13 protein-coding genes are annotated in these 24,125 nt (G+C 67.6%); 5 read left to right on the plus strand and 8 right to left on the minus strand.

The annotated features are described in order from the left end of the window. Positions 1 to 22: 22 nt before the first annotated feature. Positions 23 to 2,158 (plus strand): UvrD-helicase domain-containing protein, encoded by a 2,136-nt coding sequence (locus ACZ466_RS03820; RefSeq protein ID WP_378283603.1) that lies wholly within the window; start codon positions 23 to 25, stop codon positions 2,156 to 2,158. 23 nt (positions 2,159 to 2,181) lie between these two features. Beyond that, positions 2,182 to 4,038 carry an ATP-dependent nuclease gene (locus ACZ466_RS03825; RefSeq protein WP_378283604.1) on the plus strand — a complete coding sequence of 619 codons (1,857 nt, stop codon included), beginning with the start codon at positions 2,182 to 2,184 and terminating at the stop codon, positions 4,036 to 4,038. Here the strand turns inward: ACZ466_RS03825 and ACZ466_RS03830 are convergent. From ACZ466_RS03830 to ACZ466_RS03840, 3 genes are read right to left on the minus strand one after another with little or no spacing between them, the layout of a single operon-like run. After that, positions 4,028 to 4,561: a hypothetical protein gene (locus ACZ466_RS03830; RefSeq protein WP_378283605.1), complete on the minus strand. Its 534-nt coding sequence runs from the start codon at positions 4,559 to 4,561 to the stop codon at positions 4,028 to 4,030. The genes ACZ466_RS03825 and ACZ466_RS03830 overlap by 11 nt on opposite strands. Further along, the gene (locus ACZ466_RS03835) at positions 4,558 to 5,781 is read right to left on the minus strand and encodes an McrC family protein (RefSeq protein WP_378283606.1); all 1,224 of its coding nucleotides are present in this window, start codon (positions 5,779 to 5,781) and stop codon (positions 4,558 to 4,560) included. The genes ACZ466_RS03830 and ACZ466_RS03835 overlap by 4 nt, the downstream gene beginning before the upstream one ends. After that, a complete protein-coding gene (locus tag ACZ466_RS03840) occupies positions 5,778 to 7,823 on the minus strand; it encodes an McrB family protein (RefSeq protein ID WP_378283607.1) in 2,046 nt (681 codons plus the stop codon). Before ACZ466_RS03840 ends, ACZ466_RS03835 begins: the two co-directional genes overlap by 4 nt. Positions 7,824 to 8,507: 684 nt before the next feature. Between ACZ466_RS03840 and ACZ466_RS03845 the strand changes: the two genes are divergently transcribed. After that, complete coding sequence (locus tag ACZ466_RS03845) at positions 8,508 to 8,921, plus strand: hypothetical protein (RefSeq protein WP_378283608.1); 414 nt, start codon at positions 8,508 to 8,510, stop codon at positions 8,919 to 8,921. Between the two features lie 166 nt (positions 8,922 to 9,087). Here the strand turns inward: ACZ466_RS03845 and ACZ466_RS03850 are convergent, their stop codons facing one another. Together ACZ466_RS03850 and ACZ466_RS03855 are read right to left on the minus strand one after the other, a co-directional pair. Continuing rightward, entirely contained in the window at positions 9,088 to 9,642 is a 555-nt protein-coding gene (locus tag ACZ466_RS03850; RefSeq protein WP_378283609.1) for a hypothetical protein, read from the minus strand. After that, a complete protein-coding gene (locus tag ACZ466_RS03855) occupies positions 9,639 to 10,067 on the minus strand; it encodes an ATP-binding protein (protein ID WP_378283610.1) in 429 nt (142 codons plus the stop codon). Before ACZ466_RS03855 ends, ACZ466_RS03850 begins: the two co-directional genes overlap by 4 nt. Before the next feature lie 376 nt (positions 10,068 to 10,443). Between ACZ466_RS03855 and ACZ466_RS03860 the strand changes: the two genes are divergently transcribed. Then, complete coding sequence (locus ACZ466_RS03860; RefSeq protein ID WP_378283611.1) at positions 10,444 to 11,325, plus strand: helix-turn-helix domain-containing protein; 882 nt, start codon at positions 10,444 to 10,446, stop codon at positions 11,323 to 11,325. After that, positions 11,322 to 11,516, plus strand: a complete 195-nt coding sequence (locus tag ACZ466_RS03865; RefSeq protein ID WP_378283612.1) for a DUF397 domain-containing protein — start codon at positions 11,322 to 11,324, stop codon at positions 11,514 to 11,516. Before ACZ466_RS03860 ends, ACZ466_RS03865 begins: the two co-directional genes overlap by 4 nt. Before the next feature lie 317 nt (positions 11,517 to 11,833). Here the strand turns inward: ACZ466_RS03865 and ACZ466_RS03870 are convergent, their stop codons facing one another. From ACZ466_RS03870 to ACZ466_RS03880, 3 genes are read right to left on the minus strand one after another with little or no spacing between them, the layout of a single operon-like run. Beyond that, entirely contained in the window at positions 11,834 to 15,943 is a 4,110-nt protein-coding gene (locus ACZ466_RS03870; protein ID WP_378283613.1) for an Eco57I restriction-modification methylase domain-containing protein, read from the minus strand. Beyond that, complete coding sequence (locus tag ACZ466_RS03875) at positions 15,940 to 18,861, minus strand: helicase-related protein (RefSeq protein WP_378283614.1); 2,922 nt, start codon at positions 18,859 to 18,861, stop codon at positions 15,940 to 15,942. Before ACZ466_RS03875 ends, ACZ466_RS03870 begins: the two co-directional genes overlap by 4 nt. Further along, complete coding sequence (locus ACZ466_RS03880; protein ID WP_378283615.1) at positions 18,861 to 24,065, minus strand: DEAD/DEAH box helicase; 5,205 nt, start codon at positions 24,063 to 24,065, stop codon at positions 18,861 to 18,863. The genes ACZ466_RS03875 and ACZ466_RS03880 overlap by 1 nt, the downstream gene beginning before the upstream one ends. Positions 24,066 to 24,125: the final 60 nt, after the last annotated feature.

Consider the following 24,125-nt stretch of genomic DNA (forward strand, 5'->3'; position numbering starts at 1 on the left):
CGTCCCCAGAAGGGATCCGCACGTGGCGCAGCTGGCCATCGCCAAGGAGTTCCTCACCGAGTACGCCAAGCTGGAGAAGCCGGTCCAGAAGGCGGTTCAGCAGGCGATCGGCCGGTTCCAGAGCCACACGCACGCGGGTCTTCACCTGGAGCGGGTGCGCAACGCGCGTGACCCGCGCATCAGGACGATCCGGATCGACAAGTTCTGGCGTGGGGTCGTGCTCGCGCCCGAATCGGGTGATTCGTACTGCCTGCTGCGTGTCCTACCGCATGACGAGGCGTACGCCTACTGCGCCAGCCGGAGGTTCACGGTCAACCAGCGGCTCGGTGTGCTGGAAAGCCGCGACGAGCTGCAGTTGGAGACGGTGACTCCGGCTCTGGAGAAGGCCGCGGCCAGTAGCGGAGTGGGCGAGCGTCTCTTCGACCAGATCAAGGACGCGGATCTTAAGCGGCTCGGTGTGGATGAGGATGTCCTTCCCGTGATCCGCCTTCTCACCCGTGAGGAGCATCTGGAGGCTTTGCAGCGGCTGCTTCCCGCGGTCCAGTACGACGCGCTGGTGGCGCTGGCATCGGGCATGACCGTCGAGGAGGCGTGGGCGGAGGTCAGCAAGAACCTGGTGGAGGCGACCGCGCCGCAGCGGGTGGACCCGGACGACCTCACGACGGCGATGGCGCGCACGCCCGAGCAGGTGGTGTTCGTCGAAGGGCCGGACGAGCTCACGCGCATCCTGGCGCACCCGTTCGACGTGTGGCGGGTCTTCCTGCACCCGCAGCAGCGCAAGATCGCCTACCGGGAGACCTACCGCGGCCCCGTCATGATCACGGGCGGTGCCGGGACCGGGAAGACGGTGACGGCCGTGCATCGAGCGGCGTTCCTGGCCGATCGCCTGCCCGGTGAGGACGGCGGGGAGGATGACACCCCGATCCTGCTGACGACCTACACCCGCCATCTCGCCGACGCGCTGCGCGACCAGGTGGCGCTGCTCGTGGACGATCTCGCGACGAGCGGACGGATCAAGATCGCGACCACCGACAGCATCTGTTTCGGCGTCATCAAGGAGGCCCAGGGCGGGCGATCCCCCAAGCCGCTGCTGGACGGTGAGATGCGTGAGCGCTGGGAGAACGAGGCCAAGGCGCTCGCTTTCGACCACACCGGGGCGTTCCTGCTCAGCGAATGGGAGCAGGTGATCCTAGCGCAGCGCATCACCACCGAGCAGGAGTACGTGAAGTGCGATCGCCGAGGCCGGGGCAGGCCGCTCGCGACGGCGAGGAAGCCCGAGGTATGGCGGGCGATCCAGACGCTGACGGACCGGATGCGTCAGGACGGCGTGTGGTCGTTCCTCCAGATGGCCGACGAGGCCGCACGGATATTGGACTCGACCGGGCAGCGCCTGTTCCGGCACATCATCGTCGACGAGGGCCAGGACCTGCACCCCGCTCAGTGGCGGTTGCTTCGGGCCGCGGTCGCCGAAGGGCCGGATGATCTGTTCATCGCGGGCGACCCGCATCAGCGGATCTACGAGAACCGGGTCTCCCTGAAGCAGCTCGGCATCGAGGTGCGGGGCCGCAGCCGCCGGCTGACGGTGAGCTACCGGACGACCCACGAGATCCTGTCCTGGGCGGTCCAGATCCTTCACGACGACCTGCCCGTGACCGGTATGGACGACATCGACGACGCGCTCGCCGGCTACGGGTCGCCGATGCACGGCCGCCGTCCCGTCGTCCGGCGGTTCCCGGACCGCGAAGCGGAACTGGACGCCCTGGTGGAGCAGGTCCGCGACTGGGCGGCGAGCGGTGTCGAGCGACGGGCGATCGGGGTCGCCTCACGCAGGCGCGATCTGGCCGAGCAGGTCAAGCGCAAGCTCAAGGCGGCGGGCCTTCCCGCCTACGCGCCCAGCGCCAAGAGCGATGGGGTGAAGGTCGGCACCATGCACGCCATGAAGGGGCTGGAGTTCCAGTGCGTAGCCGCCGTCGGCGCCGACGAGGGCCTGATCCCCTTGGACTCCGTCGTCCCTCCAGAGATGGACGATCTGACCGCGCACCAGCACGCCCTCCAGCGCGAACGATGCCTGCTGTTCGTCGCCTGCACTCGGGCCCGCGACGCCCTCTACGTATCTCATACGGGACGTCCCAGCCCCTTCCTCCCCATTCCGCGCTGAGCCGTCGACAAGAGGAGCCCTTCATGCGTCCCCTCCGGGTGTCGGTGCGCAATGTCCGTGGCGCTCGCGCGACCGAGCTGCATCTGCGGCCGTTCAGCGCCCTGATCGGCCCGAACAACGCGGGCAAGTCGACGCTGCTCGATGCCGTGCGCCTCTTCTACGGGTCTCTCACTTGGGATCCGGCGCGGGACAGGCCCTGGGATCTGACGTCCGAGGAGGCTCACGATCCGTCCTGGGTCGAGATCAGCTATGTGCTGAACGAGCTCGATCTCAAGGAGCTGGATCTGGAGCCCGGTGAGCTGGCCGACGACGAGATCCGCCCGCTGGACGGTGACGTGCTGACCGTGCGCCGCTATCTGACCGGTGACGGCGACCGGCGGCAGGGCGACTACTACTTCATTCCGGCCAACGAAGATGAGGCGGTGGTGGCGACGGGGTGGCGCGAGCCGCCGTCCCGGCTCGGGCATTGCGTCTACGTGCCCGCGGTGACCAGCGTCGAGGACCAGACGGCGATGAGCGCTCCCTCCCCGCTCCGCGACGTGATGCTGCTCGCGTTCACCGACCCTCGCGTCGACGGTTTCCTGGGCACGATCAACCACGGTCTCCAGGGTCTGCGGCAGGCCATGGAATCGGGCCCGGTGCGCCGCCTGGAGGAGCGCCTCGGTGACGCACTCCGCCCCTGGGGCCTGTCGGCGCGGGTGCGGGTGGGCGAGCTGACCGACGAGTTCATCCTCGGCAACCTGATCGATCTTTCCCTGTCGAAAGGGGGCAGCCTGCATTCGATGGAGGCCGAGGGTTCGGGCGTCCAGCGCGCGCTGATCGCGGGGCTCATCCAGGCCGCCGCCCAGCTCCGTGCGGACGGGGAGCCGGAGGAGTTTCGGTGGATCCTGTTCGAGGAGCCGGAGGCGTTCCTGCATCCCGCGCAGATCGTCCGGCTGGCGCACGACTTGCGGCGCATCGCCGGGACCGGCAACACGGCGGTCACCATCACCACGCACGATCCGAAGATGCTCTCGGCGTCGCGCACTCCGCCCGAGGCGCTCGCCCGTGTGCACAGGCCGGGTGCCGCCGTCCGCGTCACCTCGCCTTCCCCTCTCCAGGTCACTGCGACGCTTGAAGATGTTCGCACGCGTTCGCTCTACACGCGCGCGGCCCACGCGTGCTTCAGAGATCCTGCGCAGGCGCCGCCGGGGGACGAGGAGAACCGCGTCCTGTACGACCTGGACCCGCGCCGCGCGGCGGCCTTCTTCGCCGACCGCGTGATCGTGGTCGAGGGTTTCAGCGACGTGGCGGTCTTCGAGTGGCTGGACGCCCGCGGGCTTCTGGAATCTCTCGGACCCAACCTCGGTGTCCTGGACGCCGGCGGCAAGTACGAGCTGCACCGCGCCGTCTCGACGCTGTCGATGTTCCAGATCCCGCACGTGGTGCTCTGGGACGAGGACGCGCCGATGAAGGACCCGGGGACGTCGGCCGAGCGCAGGGCTATCTGCCGTGACCGGGCGTCCCTGGAGGCACTGCGAGCCGCGGCAACCGTTCCCGGGGCGACACTCGGGGCGGTCAGGCTGCACGGCACGATCGAGCGCTGGCTCGGTCTCCCGGAGGAGCAGGTCCCCGCATGGAAAGCGCTGAACCTCGGTACCGCGCTCGACGAGACCTATGGCGATTCCGCTTCCGTCGTGCGGCCCCGGGTGGAAGTGCTCCTGGAGGTGATCCACACGTTGTTCGACGGCGGGGACGTCACCCGGTTGGCGGCCCGTCCCGCGTTCGCGGGTTGCCTGATCAGTCAGGACCCTGCGCACCCGGCCACGACCGTCGACTTCCAGGCGGAGATCGCCGCACTTCCGCTGCCCGCCTGCCGTTGCGCGGCGGCTACGCAGTGACGTCCGAGGATCTCTTCGACGGCGCGGTCAGGCCCGCTCTGGCCCGGTAGCCGCCGAGATTGTCCGCGAGCGCTCCGGCCAGTGGACCCAACGCGTCGCCGATCAGCTCCGCGTCGCCCTGCGGCAGGTGAAGCAGTGGACGCCGCAGCCGGACGCTCCACGATTTCGTGTCCGGGAAGGCCTCCAGACGCTCGACCAGCGGGCGCAGTTCCACTCCGCTGCCCCAAGGGGCAAGAGCCTCGACCTCCAGGTCGCATCCGCGCGGGAACTCGCGTTCACCGAACTTCACCGGCTGCTCCAGCGCGGCCACCTCCGACCGCACCACGGCCCGGCCGATCACCCGCCCTCTGTCTCTGGTCGGGTTGCCGAACGCGCCGCGCGTGGCGTAGATCAGCAGTTCGTCGCCCACGGTGAGGCGTTCGATCTCGGCCCGCGCCGTCCGGGGGAAGGCCATGCGCTGTTCCCCCAGGACCCAGGCGATGGCCTCGCGGTCTCCCAGGATCAGAAGGTAGGACTCGGTCACGGACTCACAGTAGTGCCGGTGGCCTGGCGACCGGCGATCTCCTGAGCCAGATCCCGGACCTGGGCGAGAAGCCGTTCGGACGGAAGCGACAGATCCAGGGCGGTCTCCACGATCCGCACGCCTCCAGTGCCCGCGATGTCGTGGACGTACGGGCTCGGGAAGCCCGCCGCATAGACCAGATGCCCGGTTCGCAGGCCCATCACGGTGCAGTAGGCGAGCATCTGGTAGAGGTCGGCCGGATGTCCCCCTGGGCTGTCCTCGTGCTTGTATTTGGCGTCCACGACCGCGCCCGGGTTGCCGTCCGGGGACACATAGACCAGGTCGGGTCTGAGGCCCACCTGACGCGCACGGTCGAGATGGTGCCTGCCGTCCTGGAACCGGACCCCGCCTCCGTACGCGCGCAGTTCCTCGGCCAGCGCCACGGTCAGGAAATCCTCGAATACCCGCCACATCTCCAGCATCAGCCCGTCGACGCGCACGGCGGTGCCGTCGTCCAGTTCGTAGGAGGCGCCGCGCAGCACAAGGTCGGCCAGTCCCAAGGCCGTGTGGTAGCGGGCGTTCAAGCGGTTAGGCGTCCAGTGCGGTGATGGCAGGCCCGGCACGAGACGGGTCACGCCGTCCAGCCGCACGAGCAGGTGCCGCAGCAGCCGACGGATGTCGGCGGAGACGCCGGGCATCCGCAGCAAGCGGTGGGCGGCGCCGAGCAGCAGCCGGTTCTCGGCGATGTCCACCGTGTAGTCGTCGTAGCGCACTTCGATCGGCACGGGGAATCCGTACCGCCGCCGCATCTGGTCGGGCACGCGGATCCGGCCGCGCACGACGTGCGACGCCTCCTCCGTTTCGCGGTAGCCGAGCAGGACGCCCTGGCGGAGGGCGCGGTCGGCCGCGCGCGCGAAGGCGTACGCGAGCGCCGGGAGGAGTTCGTCGTGCTCCCCGGCGTCCACCTCCTCCTGCCGCCACCCCTGGGGTTTGCGGGCGTAGCCGAGGAGGAAGAAGAGCCGATCTATGGCGATCTTCGGCTCGACGCGAAGCTGGATGCGCTGCCTGGCGGGCCCGACGGCCGCGGCGCCGACCCGCCGGTTGTCCCGCAGCCGCCAGAGGCCGGGCCGAGGACCGGGCGCGACGAGCACGAGTTCGGAGGCGGAGAGGGCGGTGGCCTGCGCCGCGGTGAGCTCCGCGCCCTGCCACCCGCCGCTCTCACGCAGCCGGACGGTGATCATGACAGGGCGCTGCGCAGCGCGTCGAGGCCGTACTGCCCCTGGACGTCGGTTCCGTCGCCGTAGTGGTGCTCCTCCAGGAGCGGGATGATCTGCTTCTGCCAGATCCGCTCCAGTCCCTGCTCGGTGGCGACGCTGTCCCGCATCAGGTAGGACGGGCCGATCCTGAAGTCGCGGTCCTGGATGCGCCTGTTGAGCTCGGTCAGCAGGCGCGCGGGCTCGTCGGAGTACCCCTTCTCCTTCAGCCATTCGGGGAGCACGTCCCGGGTCGGGGGGACGTCGGGGTGCAGTTCGGTGAACCAGAAGCGCCGCCGCATGGCCGCGTCGACGAGGGCGATGGACCGGTCGGCGGTGTTCATCGTGCCGATGAGGAGGACGTTGCCGGGGAGCGTGAACCCCTGCCCCTCGTCGGATCCGTAGAGGAGGTGGACCGACTCGCGCCGGTACTCCAGGAGGAAGTAGAGCTCTCCGAAGATCTTGGCCAGGTTGCCTCGGTTGATCTCGTCGATGATCAGGACGTAGGGGTCGCCGGGGTGCTCCCGTGCCGCGCTCACGAGCCGGCGGAAGGGGCCGTGGACCACGTCGAACACGACCGAACCGTCCTTGCCCTTCTGCGGCCGGTATCCCTCGAAGAAGTCCTCGTAGGAGTAGGCGGGGTGGAACTGCACGAGCTGGACGTTCTCCGGCTTGCCGCCCACCAGGTGCCGGGCGAGTTCGCGGGCGAGGAAGGTCTTCCCCGTCCCCGGCGGCCCGTAGAAGATCATCTGAGGCCGCTCGCGGAGCAACTCGACGCACTCCTGAAGCCAGCCGTGCCCGACGAGGAGTTTCCGGGCCAGCTGCTCGGGGGCGTCGGGGAGCTTCATCTCCGGCTGAACGGTGGTCCCGGGCCCGATCAGGTTCTCCAGCGCCGCGAGGAACCTGCTCAGCTCGATGACATCGGCATCGGGGTTGGCGACCTGAGCGGCCAGTTCGTCGGGGAGGTCCTCGGCGAAGTCGAACGGGTTCCCGGGATCGTGCCACTGCACGGGACGCTGGAGGTTGGCCCGGCCGTCGACGCTGCTGCGGAACGAGGCCGGTCCTTGGACGATACCGATGTAGACCTGGCTGCCGTCGTTGGTCAGGATCAGGTCGCCCTCGGCCATCCGGGTGAGGAACATGTGGTACTCGACGGCCAGCCTCGCCCGGTCCTGATTAGAGCGCCCGGAGTAGTCCTCGTTCACCGCCGCCTTGACGACTTCGAGCGGGGCGCCGGTGGTGATGTCCCTGAGCCGCGAGGCCGCCAGGGAGCACACGTTGTCCCGCAGCCACAACGTCCTGATCAGGTTCTCTCCGTGGAGCTCGGCGCCCCGGACGTCCGAGCCCCGTACCAGCCAGGCCCGCCGGGCGACCTCTTCCCCCTCGTCGACCGGCACCACGTCCTGGATGGGCACCTTGCGGAGCGGATCGGCCCGGCCCTGGGCTACGTCGACTCCGTCAGCGGCCAGGAGGCCCAGCCACTTCTCCCGGTCGGTCTCGTCGAGATGCGCGTCGGCGGGCAGATGCCCGCCTTCGTCGAGGAGCCGCCACCATCCCTCGGGCCGAGCGCCCTGGAACCAGTGCACGAGCCTCGTGACGTCGAGTCCTGTTTCGTCGGCGACTTCGCCCGCCGAGATCCAGTGGCTCTCCTCCACCGCCTCGACGAGTTCCTGAGCCCGCTGGAAGGCGTCGCGGTTGCGCTCCCAGTCGTAGTAGCGATCATTCGCCTGCCGGAAGAACCGGTCGGGTTCGGTGTACTGGCGCAGCGCCCACCTGCCCACCGGGGTCAGATACCACCGGCCGCCGGTCTTGTTCACCCACCCCGCCTTGACCAGGCTGACGCTGTTCCAGCGGAAATTGGTCGCCGGATTCGCCTTCGCGCCTGTGGCGACGTACTCCTCCTCGATCGCCGGATGCCGCTCGACGATCATCTGCCAGAGGATCTGTGCCCGGAGGCCCTCCGGATGGTCGGCCAGGATCGTCGCTCCGCTGCGCATCATCAGCGCCTCGAGCGCCAATTTCGTGCTCATACCCGCATCCCCGTGTGACCGTGCGCCGTTGTGTTGATCACGCCTGCGTCGACTATATGCCTTCATATAGCTACCCGCTGGGACAATATGGGCCGCACCTTTACCCGACATTGTGGCCAATTTCGGTCGGATCCGGCGCGGGCAGATCGCGCATGGCGGCACACGGACTCGGGAAACCGTGAACGCCCTTGACGAAGTCGAACGATCTTCGGGCGCCGCACGGCGCGCTCTCCTGCGTCACCGACCTGCCATGACCGACCGCCGGGGCGGCATCATGACACCGGCTCCACTCATCCGACCCACGCCCACCGCCGGGACCACGGCGCGCGTCTCGGACGCCTGCACGGTGCCACCCAGCAGAGCACGACCGGCTCCGCCGCAACCGACCGGGCAGCCGCCCCTCGTCAAGGCCGGGCCGTCGCGCGTTCGGCGGTGGCCCCGGTCAGGCGGCCGGCTGACTGCTCGACGTCCGAACTACGCCACGGCACAGGAGATCAGGTGCAGGCCGACCGGATCACGGCCGCCACACGAGTCCATGTGCATGCCTGTGAACAGCGCGCTTCTGGAGCTGCGACGGAATCGCGGAATGGACTGCGGCGTCTACGGCCCCCTCCGATCAATGACTGATCCGCCGCCCGCACCTGATCACTAGCCTCAAGGGAATCGCACACCGTGGGGAGCGCCGTGTACACCGATGATGATCTCGAGCAAGTCTTACGCGACCTCGCCAGCGACGTTCCCCGGGAACGGGTGCTGACGCTCCAGGTGCTCGTTTACGAGCCGACGGGCACCGAGCGCCTGTTGCCACGGCTCCGTGAACTGCTGGACGACCGGACCCCGGCCCTCCTCGGGCTCCCCTACCTCTACGGTGAGGTTCGCTGGATCGCGGCTCACACACTCGCCAAGGAGTACCGGGCCTGCGGCATCGGCGAGCGCGTGGTGGTAGCGGATATCCCGTACCCGCTCGGAGTCAACGCGCTGGGCGCCCTGGCCGAGGCACATCACATCGTCACGCGGGGCGGGCACGAAGGATGCCTGGCCGCGTTCGCCGAACTCCGCGCACGCGGCCTACTGGAGGTGACAACGCTCTCGCTGTAGGCGAGGGCGGTCGAGCAAAGCGGCGCCCCGCCTCCACACCGAGGCTCTTCGAGCATCGCCGGAGACGGCGGGGCATCACACGAACCGTGGATACATGCGGCGGCCCGGGGATCCCATGCCCGGCCCCATTCGCCAAGCCACCATCAGCGGGCCGCCGCCGGCGTCGCTACAGCTCGCCCCGCAGGTAGGCACGGTAGTAGTCGACCAGCTGCGCACTGGGCATGTCGGGCCAGCGGGTCAGAGCGCCGGTGCGGCGGTCGACGACAAGCAGATAGGCATCGCCGGTGAAGGGGACCGGGCGGGCGATGAAGCAGTCTTCGCGTTCCTCGACAGCCACCGCCGGGGCGGCCGGGCCGAAGCACGACTCGGCCCGGCGCCACGCCTCGGCCCGGTCGATGGTCACCGGACGGATCGTGTAGGCCGTGAACACCTCTGAGATGTGGCGCAACGTGTGGCAGCGGCGCGTGCCGCAGCCCCGACACACCTCCTGGTCATGGGCGTCCTTGCCGGGGCGGTGAACCGCCAGGACCGCCGACAGTGCCGCGCCGCAGGCCAGGACCAGGCGACGCGCCTCCCGGACGAACTCTCGGCTGTAGGGGTCGATGTCCAGCTCGGAGGCGGCCTGGTCGAGAGCGGCGGGGTCGGCGCGCATCGCCGCGGTCATCAGCGAGTGCACGCGCTGGCGAGCCTGGTTGTGGAGGTCGGAGATCGCGCCGGTCACTCCGTCCACTCCCCCGCGAACGTCACGGTGACCTTCCGTCCGCGCTCGTTGCCGTGCCACCCCCAGCTCGCGGCGATGAAGGCGATGGTGAGCAGGCCGCGCCCGCTCTCGTCGAGCTGGTCGGAGTCAGGGATGGCCGGTTCGCCGGGCCCTCCCTGGTCGGCGACCGCGACGACCAGGCCGCCGCAGCCACGAAGGATCTCAACGGTGAACGCGCCGCCCTCCTGGCCGGACTTGCTGTGCCGGAGCGCGTTCCCGACCAGCTCGCCTGTGGCAAGGAGAACGTCGTCGAGATAGGGGCAACTGGCCAGCAGGCAGCGAACGAAGCCGCGCGCCGCGCGGGCCTGCTCGGCACGGCCGGGAAAGGTCCGCCGCCAGTAGAGCGGCACCGCGGCGTCGGCCGCGGGCAGAAGAGCCAAGGACATCGGACACCTCGGGTCAGGGTCGCCTTGCGGAGCACTCGGGGACGCGCTCCGCGACCACCACATCGTCACAAGATGTGGCCACCCGAACACGAAGAATCAGCATGCCAACCGCTCCGACCGCCCAATCAGCACACCCCCACCGCGCACAGCCGACCTTCGCATGTGCAGCCCTGCACACCAGACGTTTGCACACTCGAAGTCGGCACGTGCGAATCCCGCACGTGCGAATTTCCCAAGCACATCTCTGACGTGCAGGGATCTCGCTAGCGTGACCCGATCCGGCCAATCGATTGCCAGTTCGAGTTTGCTAGTGCAAACCTAGGTCGGTACGCAGAGTGACCGAATCATCACAGCTCCCTAGGTGAGGAGAAGGAGCATGCCGAGCCCCTACGTCCGCCGCCGCCGGCTCGCGGCCGAACTCCGCAAGCTTCGCGAGAACCGCGGCCTCACCACCGACGAGCTGGCCAAGCTCGTCTACCAGTCCCGCACCAAGATCACCCGCCTGGAGCTGGGTCAGATCCGTCCCGACCTAGCGGAGGTGATGAAGATCCTCGAAACCCTGGGAGTGGAGGGGCCTCGGTACGACCGGCTGGTCCGCCTCGCTCGCGAGGCGGCCGAGAAGGGCTGGTGGGACCGCTACGGCAATCCGATGGGTCCACGCCAACGCCTGGCGGCCGACCTGGAGTCAAGCGCGGCGAAGATCCGGTGTTACGACCAGACCAACATGCCCGCGATCTTCCAACTACCAGACTTCATCTCATCCATCGTCGAGTTGGACGCCGCACACGGAGAACTCGACTACCGGCCCGACCGCATGGCCGATGCACGGCTCCAGCGGCAGCGCCGCATCTTCCAGAAGGACGGACCTACCTACGAGACAATCCTCGACGAGTGCGTGATTCATCGCCTGGCTGTGCCGACGAAGGTGATGACAGCACAACTCCGGCATCTCGTCGCAGTGGTCTCAGCGGAATCGCGCGTTACCGTCCGGGTCCTGCCAGCAAACGTGACCATCCCCGGCGGCCTGCTCCCAAAATCATCGTTCTTCCTCTACACGTTCACAGACCATGCTGATCCGCCGCTTGTCGTGGTCGACACGGTAACCACTGACCTCGTTCACACCCAACGTCGTGAAGTGGCCCAGTACACCGTGCTGTACAACCGACTCCGCAAGGCCGCCCTCTCCCCGGCCGACAGCCTCACCTTTCTGACAGGGGTAGCCGACCGACAGGCCAAGCAGGCAGGATCAGAGCTATGAACACGCACTACACCAGCTGGCGGAAATCTGGCCACAGCGACCCCAACGGCCACTGCATCGAAGCAGGACACGCCGCCGATGGCACGATCGGCGTCCGCGACACCAAGCTGCACGGCCAGGGGCCCATCTTGCAATTTACACAGGCTGAGTGGGCGGCCTTCCTTCAGAGCATCCGCTCCACTCAACACTGACTCGTCCCCTCTCACGGTCCTGAGGCTAGTTCGCCTGCCTCAGGACCGCTGAGCCGACCGATCAACAGGCCCCAAAGATAAGCATGAACTACCTTGGCTGACACGAGTCGCACCACAGCAACCCAAGGGCAAATGCGTTAAGTGGCCTGCGCGGCCGATGATTCGTTCGGAGTACGCAACGTCCAGCCCCTGCCCTGTCATCGAACCCTCCTCCAGAGTGGAGGGCTCTTCTCCAGAGCATCCAGTCGGATTTCCACCGAGGAGACCTCGCTACCCCACAGCCCTGAGTAGAACTCCGCCTTCTCAGGGCCAAGGGTCTATGAGGCCGACCAAGTACGCGTATCCCGGTGGCGAGGTCCCTCCCCCGGAGGGGGATCCAGAATCGTCTTGTACGGCTCGCCCGTCTCAATCGCCCGCGCCATGGCGTCGTATACCTCCAGAATCAACGCCTTCGTACGGGCAAATCGCTCAGGATCGTTACGCTGGAACGCCCCAAAGCTGTCCATTATAAAACTGATATCATCTCTCGCGACACCGTAGAGATGAAAATAGGCAGCATCCAATTCCGCCCGCATATTAAACCGCCGCTGCCCATCCCACGAGAAGGGACTACCCAAGTCGCCAATTTCTTCGGCGAGAGGTTTTAGATCCCATGACGTATATCCCAATTCTTTGACGCGATTTACAACCCATTCACCCAATGGTATTTCCATGTCCCAGCACGCGGGACGGCCATAAGCTTCCGGAGAAACGACCGGCAACTGCTTGAGAGTGAAAAAGGAAACCGAAGTGCCAGCCAATTTTTGTCGACACACATAGTCAAATATATAGCTACTGAAATTTGCCTGCAAATAGCAGGGGTTAGTAGGCGAAAAGAAGAGTGGCAGCTTGTGCCCTACGGCCACTAGGGGCAGTGAGGTGCAGATCATTGTCCGCTCATCCGTGCTGCGGGCAATGTCGCGCCAACCAATCAGCCACCCTCTATCCCAACGGCCATGAAGACGCTTGGCGACATCACTTTGATCGATCCAATAGCGAGGCAACACAAGACGTCCTGGATCTTTCTTTTCAGTCGAATCTAGGCGCGGCAGCGTTCCCATATTGGCCTGAGCATCACTTTGACCTTCATAGGTACCCAATCTATGATCAAAGTGATGAATCATTTTTGCTTCATATAGTGGCAGCATGCGCTCATTATTGCGGGTAAAAATGTTTCCCCTAAGTTTCCATCCTTCCATCTCCAACATGTCCCTGGTTTTAAACAACCCTGAACTGCCCGCCATGTTGAAAAGGCCCTGCATAAAAGAGATATTCCACGGGTTGCTACGCGGTCGCTCCTGCCAAAGAACTGGCAGTCGACGATAGATGCCAAGCGTAATCTGAGCATCTCTTCGAGAGCGAAATAGCGGCGCCGTCCCAGTATTTGGATTGAGAATAAGAATATCCTCAGGAGGCATTGTAAAGCGACGGTTATCAATATCCGAGATGCGCCTAGATCCGAACGCGAACTCCGCCTGGCTGATCTGAGAGTTCCGGCCAGCGACACTCAACAAGCAAAACCGAAAGCTGTGATGGACATCCTTACTGAGAAGAAACTCCTCGTTTTCGAACTCCAAGAAGGCCGCAAGCTTGCTCTTCCTTACCAGGTCGCCGAAGAATGGGGCCGTGGTCGCATCCGTTGCGATGCCCGTCGGAAGGACAAGACCGCTACGTCCTCGTGGCCCGATAATAACTCGCGCGGTCTCGGCAAAGACCGCATATGTGTTCAGGCGCCCCTGCCCGGTCAAGGGGTATCGACCAGATCCACGGAGTAGTTGGCTCCAGCCCGCTGTCTGCCGTAGTTCATACTGGTAATCGAGGTACAGCGCCTGGTCACTCGGCTCGTCGCTCGTGCCCAACTCCTGGATGAGATTCTTTCGGGCGTTCGCGTTGGACGCGTTGGCAATGTCATCGCGACGGGCGGTAAAGAACTCTTGTTCCTTCAGTTCGACCTTTTCCCAGGGCGGGTTGCCGAGGACGCAGTCGAAGCCGCCTCTCCAGCCGGTGTCGGGGTTCTCGTCGCGTGCGTCGGGAGCGCCGACACGGAAGATGTCGGGGAACTCCAGGTGCCAGTGGAAGAACTGGTAGCGGCGGGTGAGGTCGTTGAGTTCGGCCTCCAGCTCGGGAGTAAGCACGGCCCTGGGGTAGAGCCTCCCTGTCCCCTCATCGCCGTCCATGATCTTGAGGGTGGCCGAGGTGATGGCGCGGGGAGAGTTCTCGTCCTTGTGGCAGACGAAGGCGGCGCACCAGGCGTCGGCGATGTGCTTGCGGCGGAGCAGGTCTGGGGAAGCCTGGAATTCGTGGAAGCGGCGGGCCTGCTCACGAATGTCCGAGACGGAGCCGATGCGCATCCGGTTGAGGGCGGTGGCCTCTTGCGTGAGAGGCTCGTTGGTCTCCGGGGCCTGCGGCAGATCGAAGAGGGAGTCTTCTACCTCTAGCTGGCCGCCGCGTTCGGCCGCGTTCTCCTTACGGAGCTGGGTGGCGATCTTCTTGTTGTCGTCGCCGATGGGCTTGTACGCCTCGTCCGGGATGCCCTTGAGCAGCAGCTTGGGCGTCGTGCCCAGGAGCGAGTTGCCGACCTTGATGTGGGAGTCCAGGAACGCGAGGGGGCGGCCTGGCTGCAAGGACTCCAGCCAGAGGGAGACCTTGGCCAGTTCGGCGGCCATCGGATTGAGGTCCACGCCGTAGACGCACTTGCCGACGACTTTGTGCATCGCCTCGCGGATGGCGGCCGGCGTCGGCTCCTCGTCGCCGTGCTGCATCGCGGCATATTTTTTGGCGATGCGGCGGGCGGCGGCGACGAGGAAATGGCCGGAGCCACAGGCCGGGTCGCAGACGGTGATGTTCAGGAGGTTCTCGGGGTCTCCTGATCTCGCGTACTCTTCGATGATCGGATCGAGGGTGGTCTTCAGCAGCTCGTCGATGAGCGCCGTGGGCGTGTAGTACGAGCCCGTGGTCTTGCGCTGGTTCCCTGGCAGCTTCTCCAGCCAGAAGCGGGGCTCGGCTCCATCAATTTGGGGCTCGCGTTCCAGGAGGGACTCGTAGACGCTGCCGAGTTCCTCGGCGTCGAGGTGCTGGTAGTCGATGCGATGCTCAACACCTTTGTTGTCCCGGAACGTCGACATCTTGCGGATCGCGGAGAGCAGGCGCTGGTTGGTCAGCTCGCAGACGCGCAGCAGGTCGGGTGCCAGGGCGGCATCGGCGAGCGGGTCGCCCGCGCGGAAGAACAGGCCGCCGAGTGCGGGAAGGGCCAGCTCGGGACGTCCGTCATCCGTGCCGAGGGCGTCCAGGACCAGCACCAGGGTGCGCCACAGGTCTGTGTGGCGGTCTCCCCGGCGGCGGGAGGCGATGCGGCGCAGCCGGTCGACGGAGAAATAGTCCGCGTAGCGGTCCCGGGCGGCCTTGAACGCTTCGCGCTGCTCGGGGGTCGCGTCCGGCGGATCGGGCAGGAGCAGCGCCCCCCGGTCCTCGGCGACGAACAGGAAGATCAGCTGGTAGGCGAGGCGGAGCAGCTCGTGCCGGAAGTCCTCGCGGGTCAGCCGTCCGGCCGCCAGGTCCTCGCGCAGGCCGGGGTTGACCTCCATGAACCCCGTACCAAGCTCATTCAGGGCGTACTCGACCTGCTGACGCAGCCGCTCACGAACCCGGATCCCGGTCTCGATGGTGTGGGCCTGCCAGCGTTCCAGCCAGCAGTCCGCCACCGTGGGCTCGCCGCCGTCGTCGCGAGGCAGAAGCTCGAAGCGGGACGAGTGCAGCAGGGCGAACAGCAGGAGGAAGTCCGGATAGAGGTCCCCCTCGAAGATCGCCTCCAGGTCGAACTCCACGTACGCGGAGCCGACCAGGGCGGTCGAGTCGCGCAGGATGCGCAGCACCCGCCCGTTGGACAGCACGCCCCACAGGTGGGCGTCGCTGGTGTTGAGGAACTCCTGCACCATCGACTGCGGGGCCCGCGCGGCCTGCGCCTTGGCGCCGGGCACGCGGCGGTCGAGATCGGTGTGCCAGCCAAGCAGGTGGACGGTGACATGGTCGCCCCACTGGTGCGAGATCGGATAGCTCGCTTCCCCGGCGGCGATCCCGCCCCTGAGGTAGGTGAGCCGCCCGAAGCCGAGCTCGTCGAACAGGCGCAGCAGCCAGCGTTCGCGGGTCTCGGAGGTGGCCGGGTCGGACTCGGGCAGGGCTTCGAGGCGGTCGCGGAAGGTCCGGTAGGCGCCCTTCAGGTAGTCCCACTTACGGCTGGCCGCCTCGCCGATGCGTTCACCGGCGGCCAGGTGGTAGTCCTCGGAACGGTTTCCGGGAAGCTGCCGGTCCGCGACCCTGATCCGCTCGAGCAGGTCGGCGGAGAGTAGACCGCCTTCAAGGCTGACGGCCATGTACGACGATCCGGTCACCGGGCACCTCCGGCCGGAAGGTAGACGTAGACGCCGAGCACGTCCGCGTGATCGTGCGGAGTGACCTTGAGGCCGCGGCGGATCGCGCCCACCGAGGCGCGTACCCTCCGGTGCGCCTTGGCCAAACTGTCCGCGAGGTCATGGCCTCGGGCGTCCAGGTCGGCCTGCACCGAATCCGGTGGCGCGGGTTCACCCGGGCCCGGCTGCTCGCCCAGGTCAGCGAGCGACCTCTCCACAGCCTGCTGGACGAGCTCGGGCAGGACATTGGCATCCGGTGAGGCGCCCAGCAAGGCGGTGACCTCCTCCTCGGTCAGCCACTCGCGGCCGTTCGCACCCGACCGGTAGGCCACGACCTGGGCGTCCTCGGCGACGAGCGCCCTGGTCTTCCCCCGCCCCGGCAGGGTGAGGTGGAACCGGTAGCGGACCAGCAGCAGAGTCGTCCGGACCGGGACGGCGCGGGTGCGGATGGCGCCGCAGCGGCGGGCGGGCCGTTCCTTGTCCTTGATCTCCGGGTCGAGGGCGGCGTCCACGACGTAGCGGGCCAGGGCGACCACGCGCGGATCCGTCCGGACGAGCGCGTGCTCCCCCGACTTCACCGGCAGGTCGTGCCGAAAGACCAGCTCCGGCGCCTTCGCCTCGTCGTCGGCCGCCCCGATCAGGCCGAGCGAGTGGCGCACCCCGACGGGAAGGCCCTGGGTCTGGACGGTGAAGCCGTCCTCCCGGACCTGCACCGCCCCACCGAGGGCAGCCAACGACTCCCGGGCGAACTTCGACACGTCCGTGTGGCGGCCGAGGGCGGTACGGACTTCGGTGGCCTCCTGCCGCACCTCGTCCAGCTCCTTGGCACCGGAGTGGGCGTACTTGGTGAGCACCTTCGACTCGCGCGCCGCCGCGCTCTCCCAATCGCGGTGCAGTTGGTCGCGGCTCTGGCCGACCTCGAAATCGAAGGCGAGCTGCTCGGGATCCTCCTTGCGCAGCAGCAGCCCTTCGACGAGGGCCTGCACGACGGTGTCGTTGCGTTCGGGCACGGGAACGGCGACACCGGTCTGCTTGGCGATGGTCGCGTGCTTGCGGATCAGCACGTCCAGGACGACCCCGTCGATCCCGTTGTCGAGCCCGTAGAGGGTGATGGCCCGGACCTGCTTGCTGCGCTGCCCGAACCGGTCGACGCGGCCTTCCCGCTGCTCGTGCCGGGTCGGGTTCCAGGCCAGGTCGTAGTGCACGACCGCCTGGAAGTGCTCCTGGAGGTTGACGCCCTCGGCCAGGCAGTCGGTGGCGACCAGGACGTGCCGTCCCTTCTGGTCGGTCAGCTCCTTGATGCGGGCGAGGCGTTCGGCCGGCGGGAGCTTGCCGGTGACCGAGTCGACCTTCGCCTTGCGGCCCAGCGCCTTGCCCAGATGCTCGGCGACGTACTCCGCGGTCGGAATGTAGCGACAGAAGACGATGGGGTCGTAGCCGCTCGCGATGAGGCCCTTGACCTCCACGATCAGCTTGGCGAGCTTGGCGTCCCGCTCCGCCCCCTCCAACTCCTCGGCGACCTTGGCCATGGCCCGCAGCCGGTCGCGGGCGGACTTGGGCAGTTCCTCGTCGTCGGCGCCGGGGATGACGTCCATGCCCTCGTACGCGTCGTCGTCGATCCGGTCCAGGACGCGGGCCGCCCCCAGCGCCTCGGCCTCCGCCTCCGTCTCGGCGGCCGCCGCTGCGGAACGGGTGACGAACGTCTGGGCGGCGGCGCGGGGCGAGGAGGCCACCGAACGCAGCAGCGCCAGGGCCGACCACCAGCGCACCTGGCGGCGCACGGCTCCGGTGTCGTCGACGACGGTGTCCCGGGCGTACGCCAGCGCCCTGCGCATGAGGTCGGCGTAGTCGCTGGTCTGCTCGTACGCCACCTCCCGCAGCTGGCGGTCGTTGGGGAAGCGCGTCTCCTCGTCCAGGTAGCGACGGATGTCGCGGCGGCGGCGCTGCACATAGTGCCGGGCCAGCCGGTCGCGACCCTTCTCGGTCTCCAGGTCGACCGTCTCCAGCTCCGGATCGAGCAGGCCGATCAGATCCCGGAAGGCACCCTCCTTGCCGCTGTGCGGAGTGGCGGTGACCAAGATCAGATGGCGGTCGGGGTCCTTGGCGAGCTCGGCGAGCAGATCGAAACGCAACTGGCGGAGGCTGGCCCCGGTGCCGCCCGCCGGGACGCAGGTGTGCGCCTCGTCCACGATGACCAGCTCGGGGCAGGTCCGCAGGAACTGCGCCCTACGCTGCGGCGACTTGATGAAGTCGGTGGAGACCACCGTGTAGGGGTGTCGGTCGAACAGCGATTCGTCGGCGCGCAGGCCCGCCTGCCGTTGCAGCTTGGCCACCGTGGACGGCAGGACGAGCTCGGCGTCGATGGCGAACTTCTCGCGCAGCTCGTCCTGCCACTGCTCGGCCAGGGCGGGCGAGCACAGGACGGTCATGCGCTCGGCCTCGCCCTGCTCGAGGAGCTCCTTGGCGATGAGGGACGCCTCGATGGTCTTGCCGATACCGACGTCGTCGGCGATGAGCAGCCGCACGACGTCCATCCGCAGCGCGAGCAGCAGCGGCAGCAGCTGGTACTGCCGGGGCTCCACGGCGATGGCGGCGAGGGATCGGAAGGGCCCGGCCGCCGAGGTGAAACCGATCCGCATCGCCGTGCGCAGCAGCTCGGCGGCAACGCTGTCACCGATCTCCCGGTGATCGGCCGTCGGCCGGGGGAAGCTGGCCGGCTCGACCTCGTCGGCGAACAGCCCCGTGGTGAACTCGGTGTCACCGTTCAGGGGACGCGCGACGATGAACCCCCCGGGGCCCCCGGAGCCGTTGGCGGAGCTGCTGGAAGCGTCGGGCACGACCACCCATTCGCGGCCCCGGGCGGCGATCAGCGAACCCGGCGCGTACCCCGTCGCGCCCATCAGCGGTTGCCCCGGCCGGGACCGAACACGCTGGGGTACTTGTTCACGATCTCGCTCCACTCCGTGTCATAGCTGAAACGGATCACCAGCCATCCCAGGTCCAGCAACCGCCCCTCCGCCTGCACATCGCGCTCCCAGACGGCGTCGTGCCCGTGGTGCGGACCGTCGATGAACACCGCCACCGAGCCCGCACCCAGGTGATACACGAAGTCGGGACGGGCCAGAGCGTCATGGACCAGCGTCTGTGCCTCGTCGGGCAGACGATAGTCGCTTTGCTTGAGGAAGGAGAGGAATCGGCGTTCCAGCTCGCTGCCCGAGGCGTCCGACAGGCTTCCAGCGTGCTCCTCGCGGGTGCCGGTCTGGGCACGGCGCCCATGCGTGTAGGAGGCCGCCAGCTCGGTGAGCAGCCCGACGACGGCATGCCGGTCGATGAGCTGGTGGAAACCCTGGTTGCTGTACGACAGCAGGCAGTCGTAGCAGCCCCGCTCACAGCGTTCACGGGCGCCGGGGGCCGAGCCCCTGTCCGAGCCGTCGACCGGATCGATATGGATGATCTGCAGGGCGGTCTTGGCCACCTCGGCGAGGACCTCGGGGTCGTCGTGCAGTCGGCGGAGTGCCCCGGCCCCTCCCTCGGCGCTCTCCACGAAGAGCATCCGGCCGCGGTCGTCGGCGTCCGGCAGGCACTCGCTGCTGAGTTCGGCGTCCTCCAACTGGAAGTAGGCCTCCATGCCCCGTTCGAGGGCGTACTGAAGCGTGACCGCCTCAGCCCTCGAGACCCGGCGACCGAACCTGAAGACGCAGATGTTCTTGTGATCCTCGACGAAGGGCACGACCTTCACCGCGCGCACCGCGTCCTGGAGCGACCCGAGCTCGGCGTCATCGGGGGTGAGGTCGGCGGCGCGCGTCTCGCTCAGCCAGCGGCCCCGGATGGGATCGAGCCAGAAGCCGACGTCGCTGGGGTCCTTGCGGCGGCGGCGCCCCCGGTTGATCACGCGGATGGCGGCGGCGTCCCCGTACACCAGGTCGGCCAGCGGCTCCCCGTCCGCCCCCTCGATCTCGGCGTGCAACCGGCCGGGACGGGAGCCGTGGCTGCTGAACCGGTAGACCGTCTGGAGGTCGAACCCGGCGCGGCGGCGCTCCTCCTCGTCGGAGGAGATCCGCTGGCGGCGCACTGTGTGCACCGTCTGGAGATGCATCATGCCGGGCAGCACCCCGCCGAGTTCGGCATCGCACTCCTCGCAACGGTCGACACCCGCCTGCCGGGAATGCCAGTAGCCGCACGACCCGCAGATGCGCGCCTCGGTCGTGCCCACCTCCCCGGCCTCGGCCCCGGCAGGGACCTGAACGCTGCTGACCTGGTACCGGGCGCCCTCGTGATAGATGAGCGCGCCGGGGCCGAACTCTCCGATGGCGATGAAGCGTGGCCGCTGGATGTAGGCGCCGCGCCGGCGTTCCCCTGGGATATAGGCCGCCAAGGGAAGCCGCGGGAACGAGTAGCCGGGCAGGAACCCTTCGGAGGCGAAGTAGCGGTAGGTGTAGAAGTCGCTGAACTGCTGCTCGGAATCCTCGTTCTTGAGGAGCTTGAGCTGGTTCTCCGCGTCCATGCGGCGCCGCTGGGCCTGCTGCCTCGCCTTGGGATTGGTCGAGTGGTCCAGGACCCGGCGGTTCTGCTCCCGCTGCTCGGCCAGTGCGGCCAGGTAGAGCTCGCGCCACCGCTCGCACGCGGCGTGGAAACGCTCCGCCGCGCCGCGGACGACGTCGTGGACCCACTCCTCGTACCACCACGAAGAGTCCTTGATCGACGGCTGGTCGGCGGACACGGCGGAGAGGTCGTCGAGAACCGCGAGCGCCCGCCGGACGGCCTTCCTGCGGGCGGCCTCGTCCGCGAACTGCTCCTCCAGGTGCGGCAGGACGTCCAGCGTCGGGTCCTCACCGGAGATGTCGAGGACCTGCCCCATCCGGGTCTGCAGTGAGGCGCCGGTCTCCGCCAGCCAGATCGCGTGGACGTGGGAACGCAGGAGGTCCTCGTTGGTCAGATCGAGCCGAGGAGGCTGAACGCTGCCCGCCACCATGAGGTGGGAACGGCGAAAGTAGTACTGGTCGTGCGCACGGCCCGTCGAACAGTAGGTGGTCACCAACGCGGGCTGGCCGCTGCGCCCCGCCCGGCCCGAACGCTGCGCGTAGTTCGCCGGGGTGGGCGGGACGTTGCGCATTCCGACGGCGTTGAGGGTCGCGATGTCGACACCGAGCTCCATCGTGGGCGAGCAGTAGAGCAGAGGGAGCCGTCCCTCACGGAAATCCAGCTCGCGCTGCATCCGGTCCTCGTTGCGGACCTGTGCGGTGTGCTCGCGCGCCTCCAGTCCGGTGAGCTGGACTGCGGTCTCCCGGTAGAGGTCGCGGAAGAACTCGTTCACCCGGATGTCCGCCTCAGGATCGACGACCTTCCGCAGAGGATCGGGCGCGCCGCTCTTCCCGTCGCCGCTCCTCCAGATGAGGGAGGACGCCTTCAGGCGGTAGCCGGGCAGTCCTTCGCGGTTCTCCATCACGATCGACAGGAGCCCGAACTTCTCCAGGACCTTCAGCAGGTCGGTGATGATCTCCTGGGCGTCGGCCACGGTCAGTGCGGTCCGGAGACCGGCGAACTCCTGCGGCTTGCGGAGGAAGCGTCCGATGGCGCTGCGTCCTGTGAAGTGGACGCTGTCACGGCTCCCACCCGCGCCGGACGGGCACGCGTAGACGGTGCGGGCCGGGATCCTCGGCTCACCGTGCGGAAGCGCCCACGGACCGAGGAGCAGCTGATCGGACAGTTGCTGGACGCGCTCGAATCCCTCCTGCGTGAGGAACTCGATGTCCACCGCCAACGCACGCCGCATCTCGTCCAGCAGGATGTTCGCCAGCGCCTCGCGATGGGCGGGCTCGTCGTCGCGGAGCACCTGGTGGGTGCCCTCCCAGCACTCCTCGTCCGCGGCGATCTCCGCGAGGTCGACATAGTCGAAGCGGATGAGGCCGGTCTGCTCGAGGTTGGGCATCGTGACCCGCCAGCCCCGTTCGAGATCGGCGTAGAGACGGTAGGAGAGCACCTGCCGCAGGGCCCGCTTGACGTTCTCCTTCTGGCTGAACTTCACGCCCGGGTTCTGGGCGAACGCCTCCATCTCCAGCCCGAGCGCGTTCTCGACGGCCTGCGCGACCGTTTCGTGTGTCAGCCCCTGCTCCCCCGCGGCGAGCGCGGCCTGGTACAGCGCTCCACGAACCTGCGTGACCTGGACGAAGTCGTTGAAGAAACCCGCCTGGAGGCTGGCGTCCTGCCGGTTGTCGACGAAGGTGAGCAGCTTCTTGGCCTCGTCACTGAGCCGCTCCTGCGTCCGCAGACTGCGCACGATGCTGGAACTGATCACCGAGACGGCCGAACTGCGCCCCTCCGCGGCGTAGGAGGCCAGTTTGGCGAAGTCCTTGCCGCGCGTCTGGGTGTAGGAGACCCGGCAGCGCAAGCAGAAACGGAACGGGGTGGAGAAATAGGCGGCCCGCAGTCCGTCACCGGGTGGGCATTCACCGCCGTCCATTCCCAGCCACACCTCTTGCGGCAAATGGTCGCGCAACCGCGGCAGAACGTAGGGCTCACCGTCATCCCCGGTGTCGTACCAGGAATCGGGAAGCCTGCCGGCGCCGATCGGGTCCTGGACGGGCCACGGGTGATCGGAGGACAAATAGAGATAGCCGTTCGCCGTATCCCCTCCGGCAGCGTCCTGCTCCTGCCGTGGTGAGTAGAACACACCGTCGGAGCGCTTCTCGCGCGCGACAACGAGATATTCCTGGCCGCACTCTCTACAGAACGCGAGCGGCAACAAGATCTTGTCACGGTGGCCGGGCACGCTGATCTGGTACTGGCTGGTGATATGCCGCTCGTTCTCGGTCTCCAGGCTGACATAGACCGTGTCGCCTTTGGACAGGAACTGATGCAGGCGGAAGGCGAAGAGAGGCCAGCCCGTCTCCGGGTGCCGGGCACGTGCGCCCTCCTGCAGCGTCGCCTCGATCGCTTTCAGGCAGCGTTCGACCGGCTCTTCGGTGGACTTCGCCAACTCCTCCGCCGCATCCGGCAGGGTACGAGGACGCTGCCGGATCAGTCGGCGGCTCTCCTGCTCGTAGGCGAGACCGAAGGTCGTCTCAATCCAGCCCGCAAGGGGGTCATCCGCAAGCTCGGCATGGCCTCTGGTACCGCCCGCCAGCGCCGTCTCCATGCCGGCGCGCAGTTCGGCCCTGGCCGACTCCGACCGGCTCGTCGCCCGGCGCAGCGTCTCCCCGATGACCCGTTCACGCTTCACGGACGTACCGAACAGCCGGCTCGCCACACTCGCGACCTTGACCTGAGCCTCGCCGAACGTCGCACTGGTGGCCATCGTGGCCGACGTCCCGACGCACTGCAGGTTCGGCGTCTCGCACGCGTCGCGAAGCCTGCGCACGAGCATCGCCACATCGGAGCCCTGCCTGCCCCGGTAGGTGTGCAGCTCGTCCAGAACCAGGAAGCGGAGGCCCTGGGCGGCGCCGATGAGCTGCTGGCGCTCGGCCGGCCTGGTGAGCAGGTACTCCAGCATCACGTAGTTGGTCAGCAGGATGTCGGGCTTGCGGCGCAGGATCCTGTCGCGCTCCTCCTCGTCCTCCTGGCCGGTGTACCGGGCGAACGACACGGGGCGGTCGGTGGTCGCCAGTCCCCAGTTGAGGTACTTCTCCAGCTCGTGCTTCTGGCTGTTGGCGAGCGCGTTCATGGGGTAGACGACGATCGCCTTGATCCGGCCCGGCTCGGGGTCACGCAGCACGGAATCAACGATCGGGACGATGTAGGTGAGGCTCTTGCCCGACCCTGTGCCGGTGGTGAGCACGTAGCTCTCCCCGCTCCGAGCCGCGTCGATGGCCTCGCGCTGATGCCGATGCAGCGTGAGCGTCCGGGAGCCGGGGTCGTCCGGGCCGTCCTTGGCACGGAAGAACCGATCGCAGAAAGGATGCAGTACTTCCTGCCGTACCAGGTCGGTGACGGTGCCGCCGGGCTCGAAGTTCGGGTTGAGCGACAGCCACGGGTCAGGCCAGCGGACCTTCTCCGCCTTCTCCTGGCGCAGATGCGCGGCGATCTCCGGGTCACGGACCTGGACGAGAGACGAGGTGAACGCGGAGTAGTCGTCGATCAACCGTTCGTGCACCCCGAAGACGTCCATCCCCGGTCTCCTCCCCTGTACCGCTGCGGCCCGTCACGCCATCGTGCCACCCGGACCACA

It is taken from the genome of Actinomadura rugatobispora, from assembly GCF_055379765.1.

Bases quoted from the DNA above. Each gene is read 5' to 3' on its own strand.
- ACZ466_RS03825 (WP_378283604.1), top strand. From the start codon at position 2,182: ATGCGTCCCCTCCGGGTGTCGGTGCGCAATGTCCGTGGCGCTCGCGCG.
- ACZ466_RS03835 (WP_378283606.1), bottom strand. From the start codon at position 5,781: ATGATCACCGTCCGGCTGCGTGAGAGCGGCGGGTGGCAGGGCGCGGAG.
- ACZ466_RS03840 (WP_378283607.1), bottom strand. From the start codon at position 7,823: ATGAGCACGAAATTGGCGCTCGAGGCGCTGATGATGCGCAGCGGAGCG.
- ACZ466_RS03855 (WP_378283610.1), bottom strand. From the start codon at position 10,067: ATGTCCTTGGCTCTTCTGCCCGCGGCCGACGCCGCGGTGCCGCTCTAC.
- ACZ466_RS03860 (WP_378283611.1), top strand. From the start codon at position 10,444: ATGCCGAGCCCCTACGTCCGCCGCCGCCGGCTCGCGGCCGAACTCCGC.
- ACZ466_RS03865 (WP_378283612.1), top strand. From the start codon at position 11,322: ATGAACACGCACTACACCAGCTGGCGGAAATCTGGCCACAGCGACCCC.
- ACZ466_RS03875 (WP_378283614.1), bottom strand. From the start codon at position 18,861: ATGGGCGCGACGGGGTACGCGCCGGGTTCGCTGATCGCCGCCCGGGGC.
- ACZ466_RS03880 (WP_378283615.1), bottom strand. From the start codon at position 24,065: ATGGACGTCTTCGGGGTGCACGAACGGTTGATCGACGACTACTCCGCG.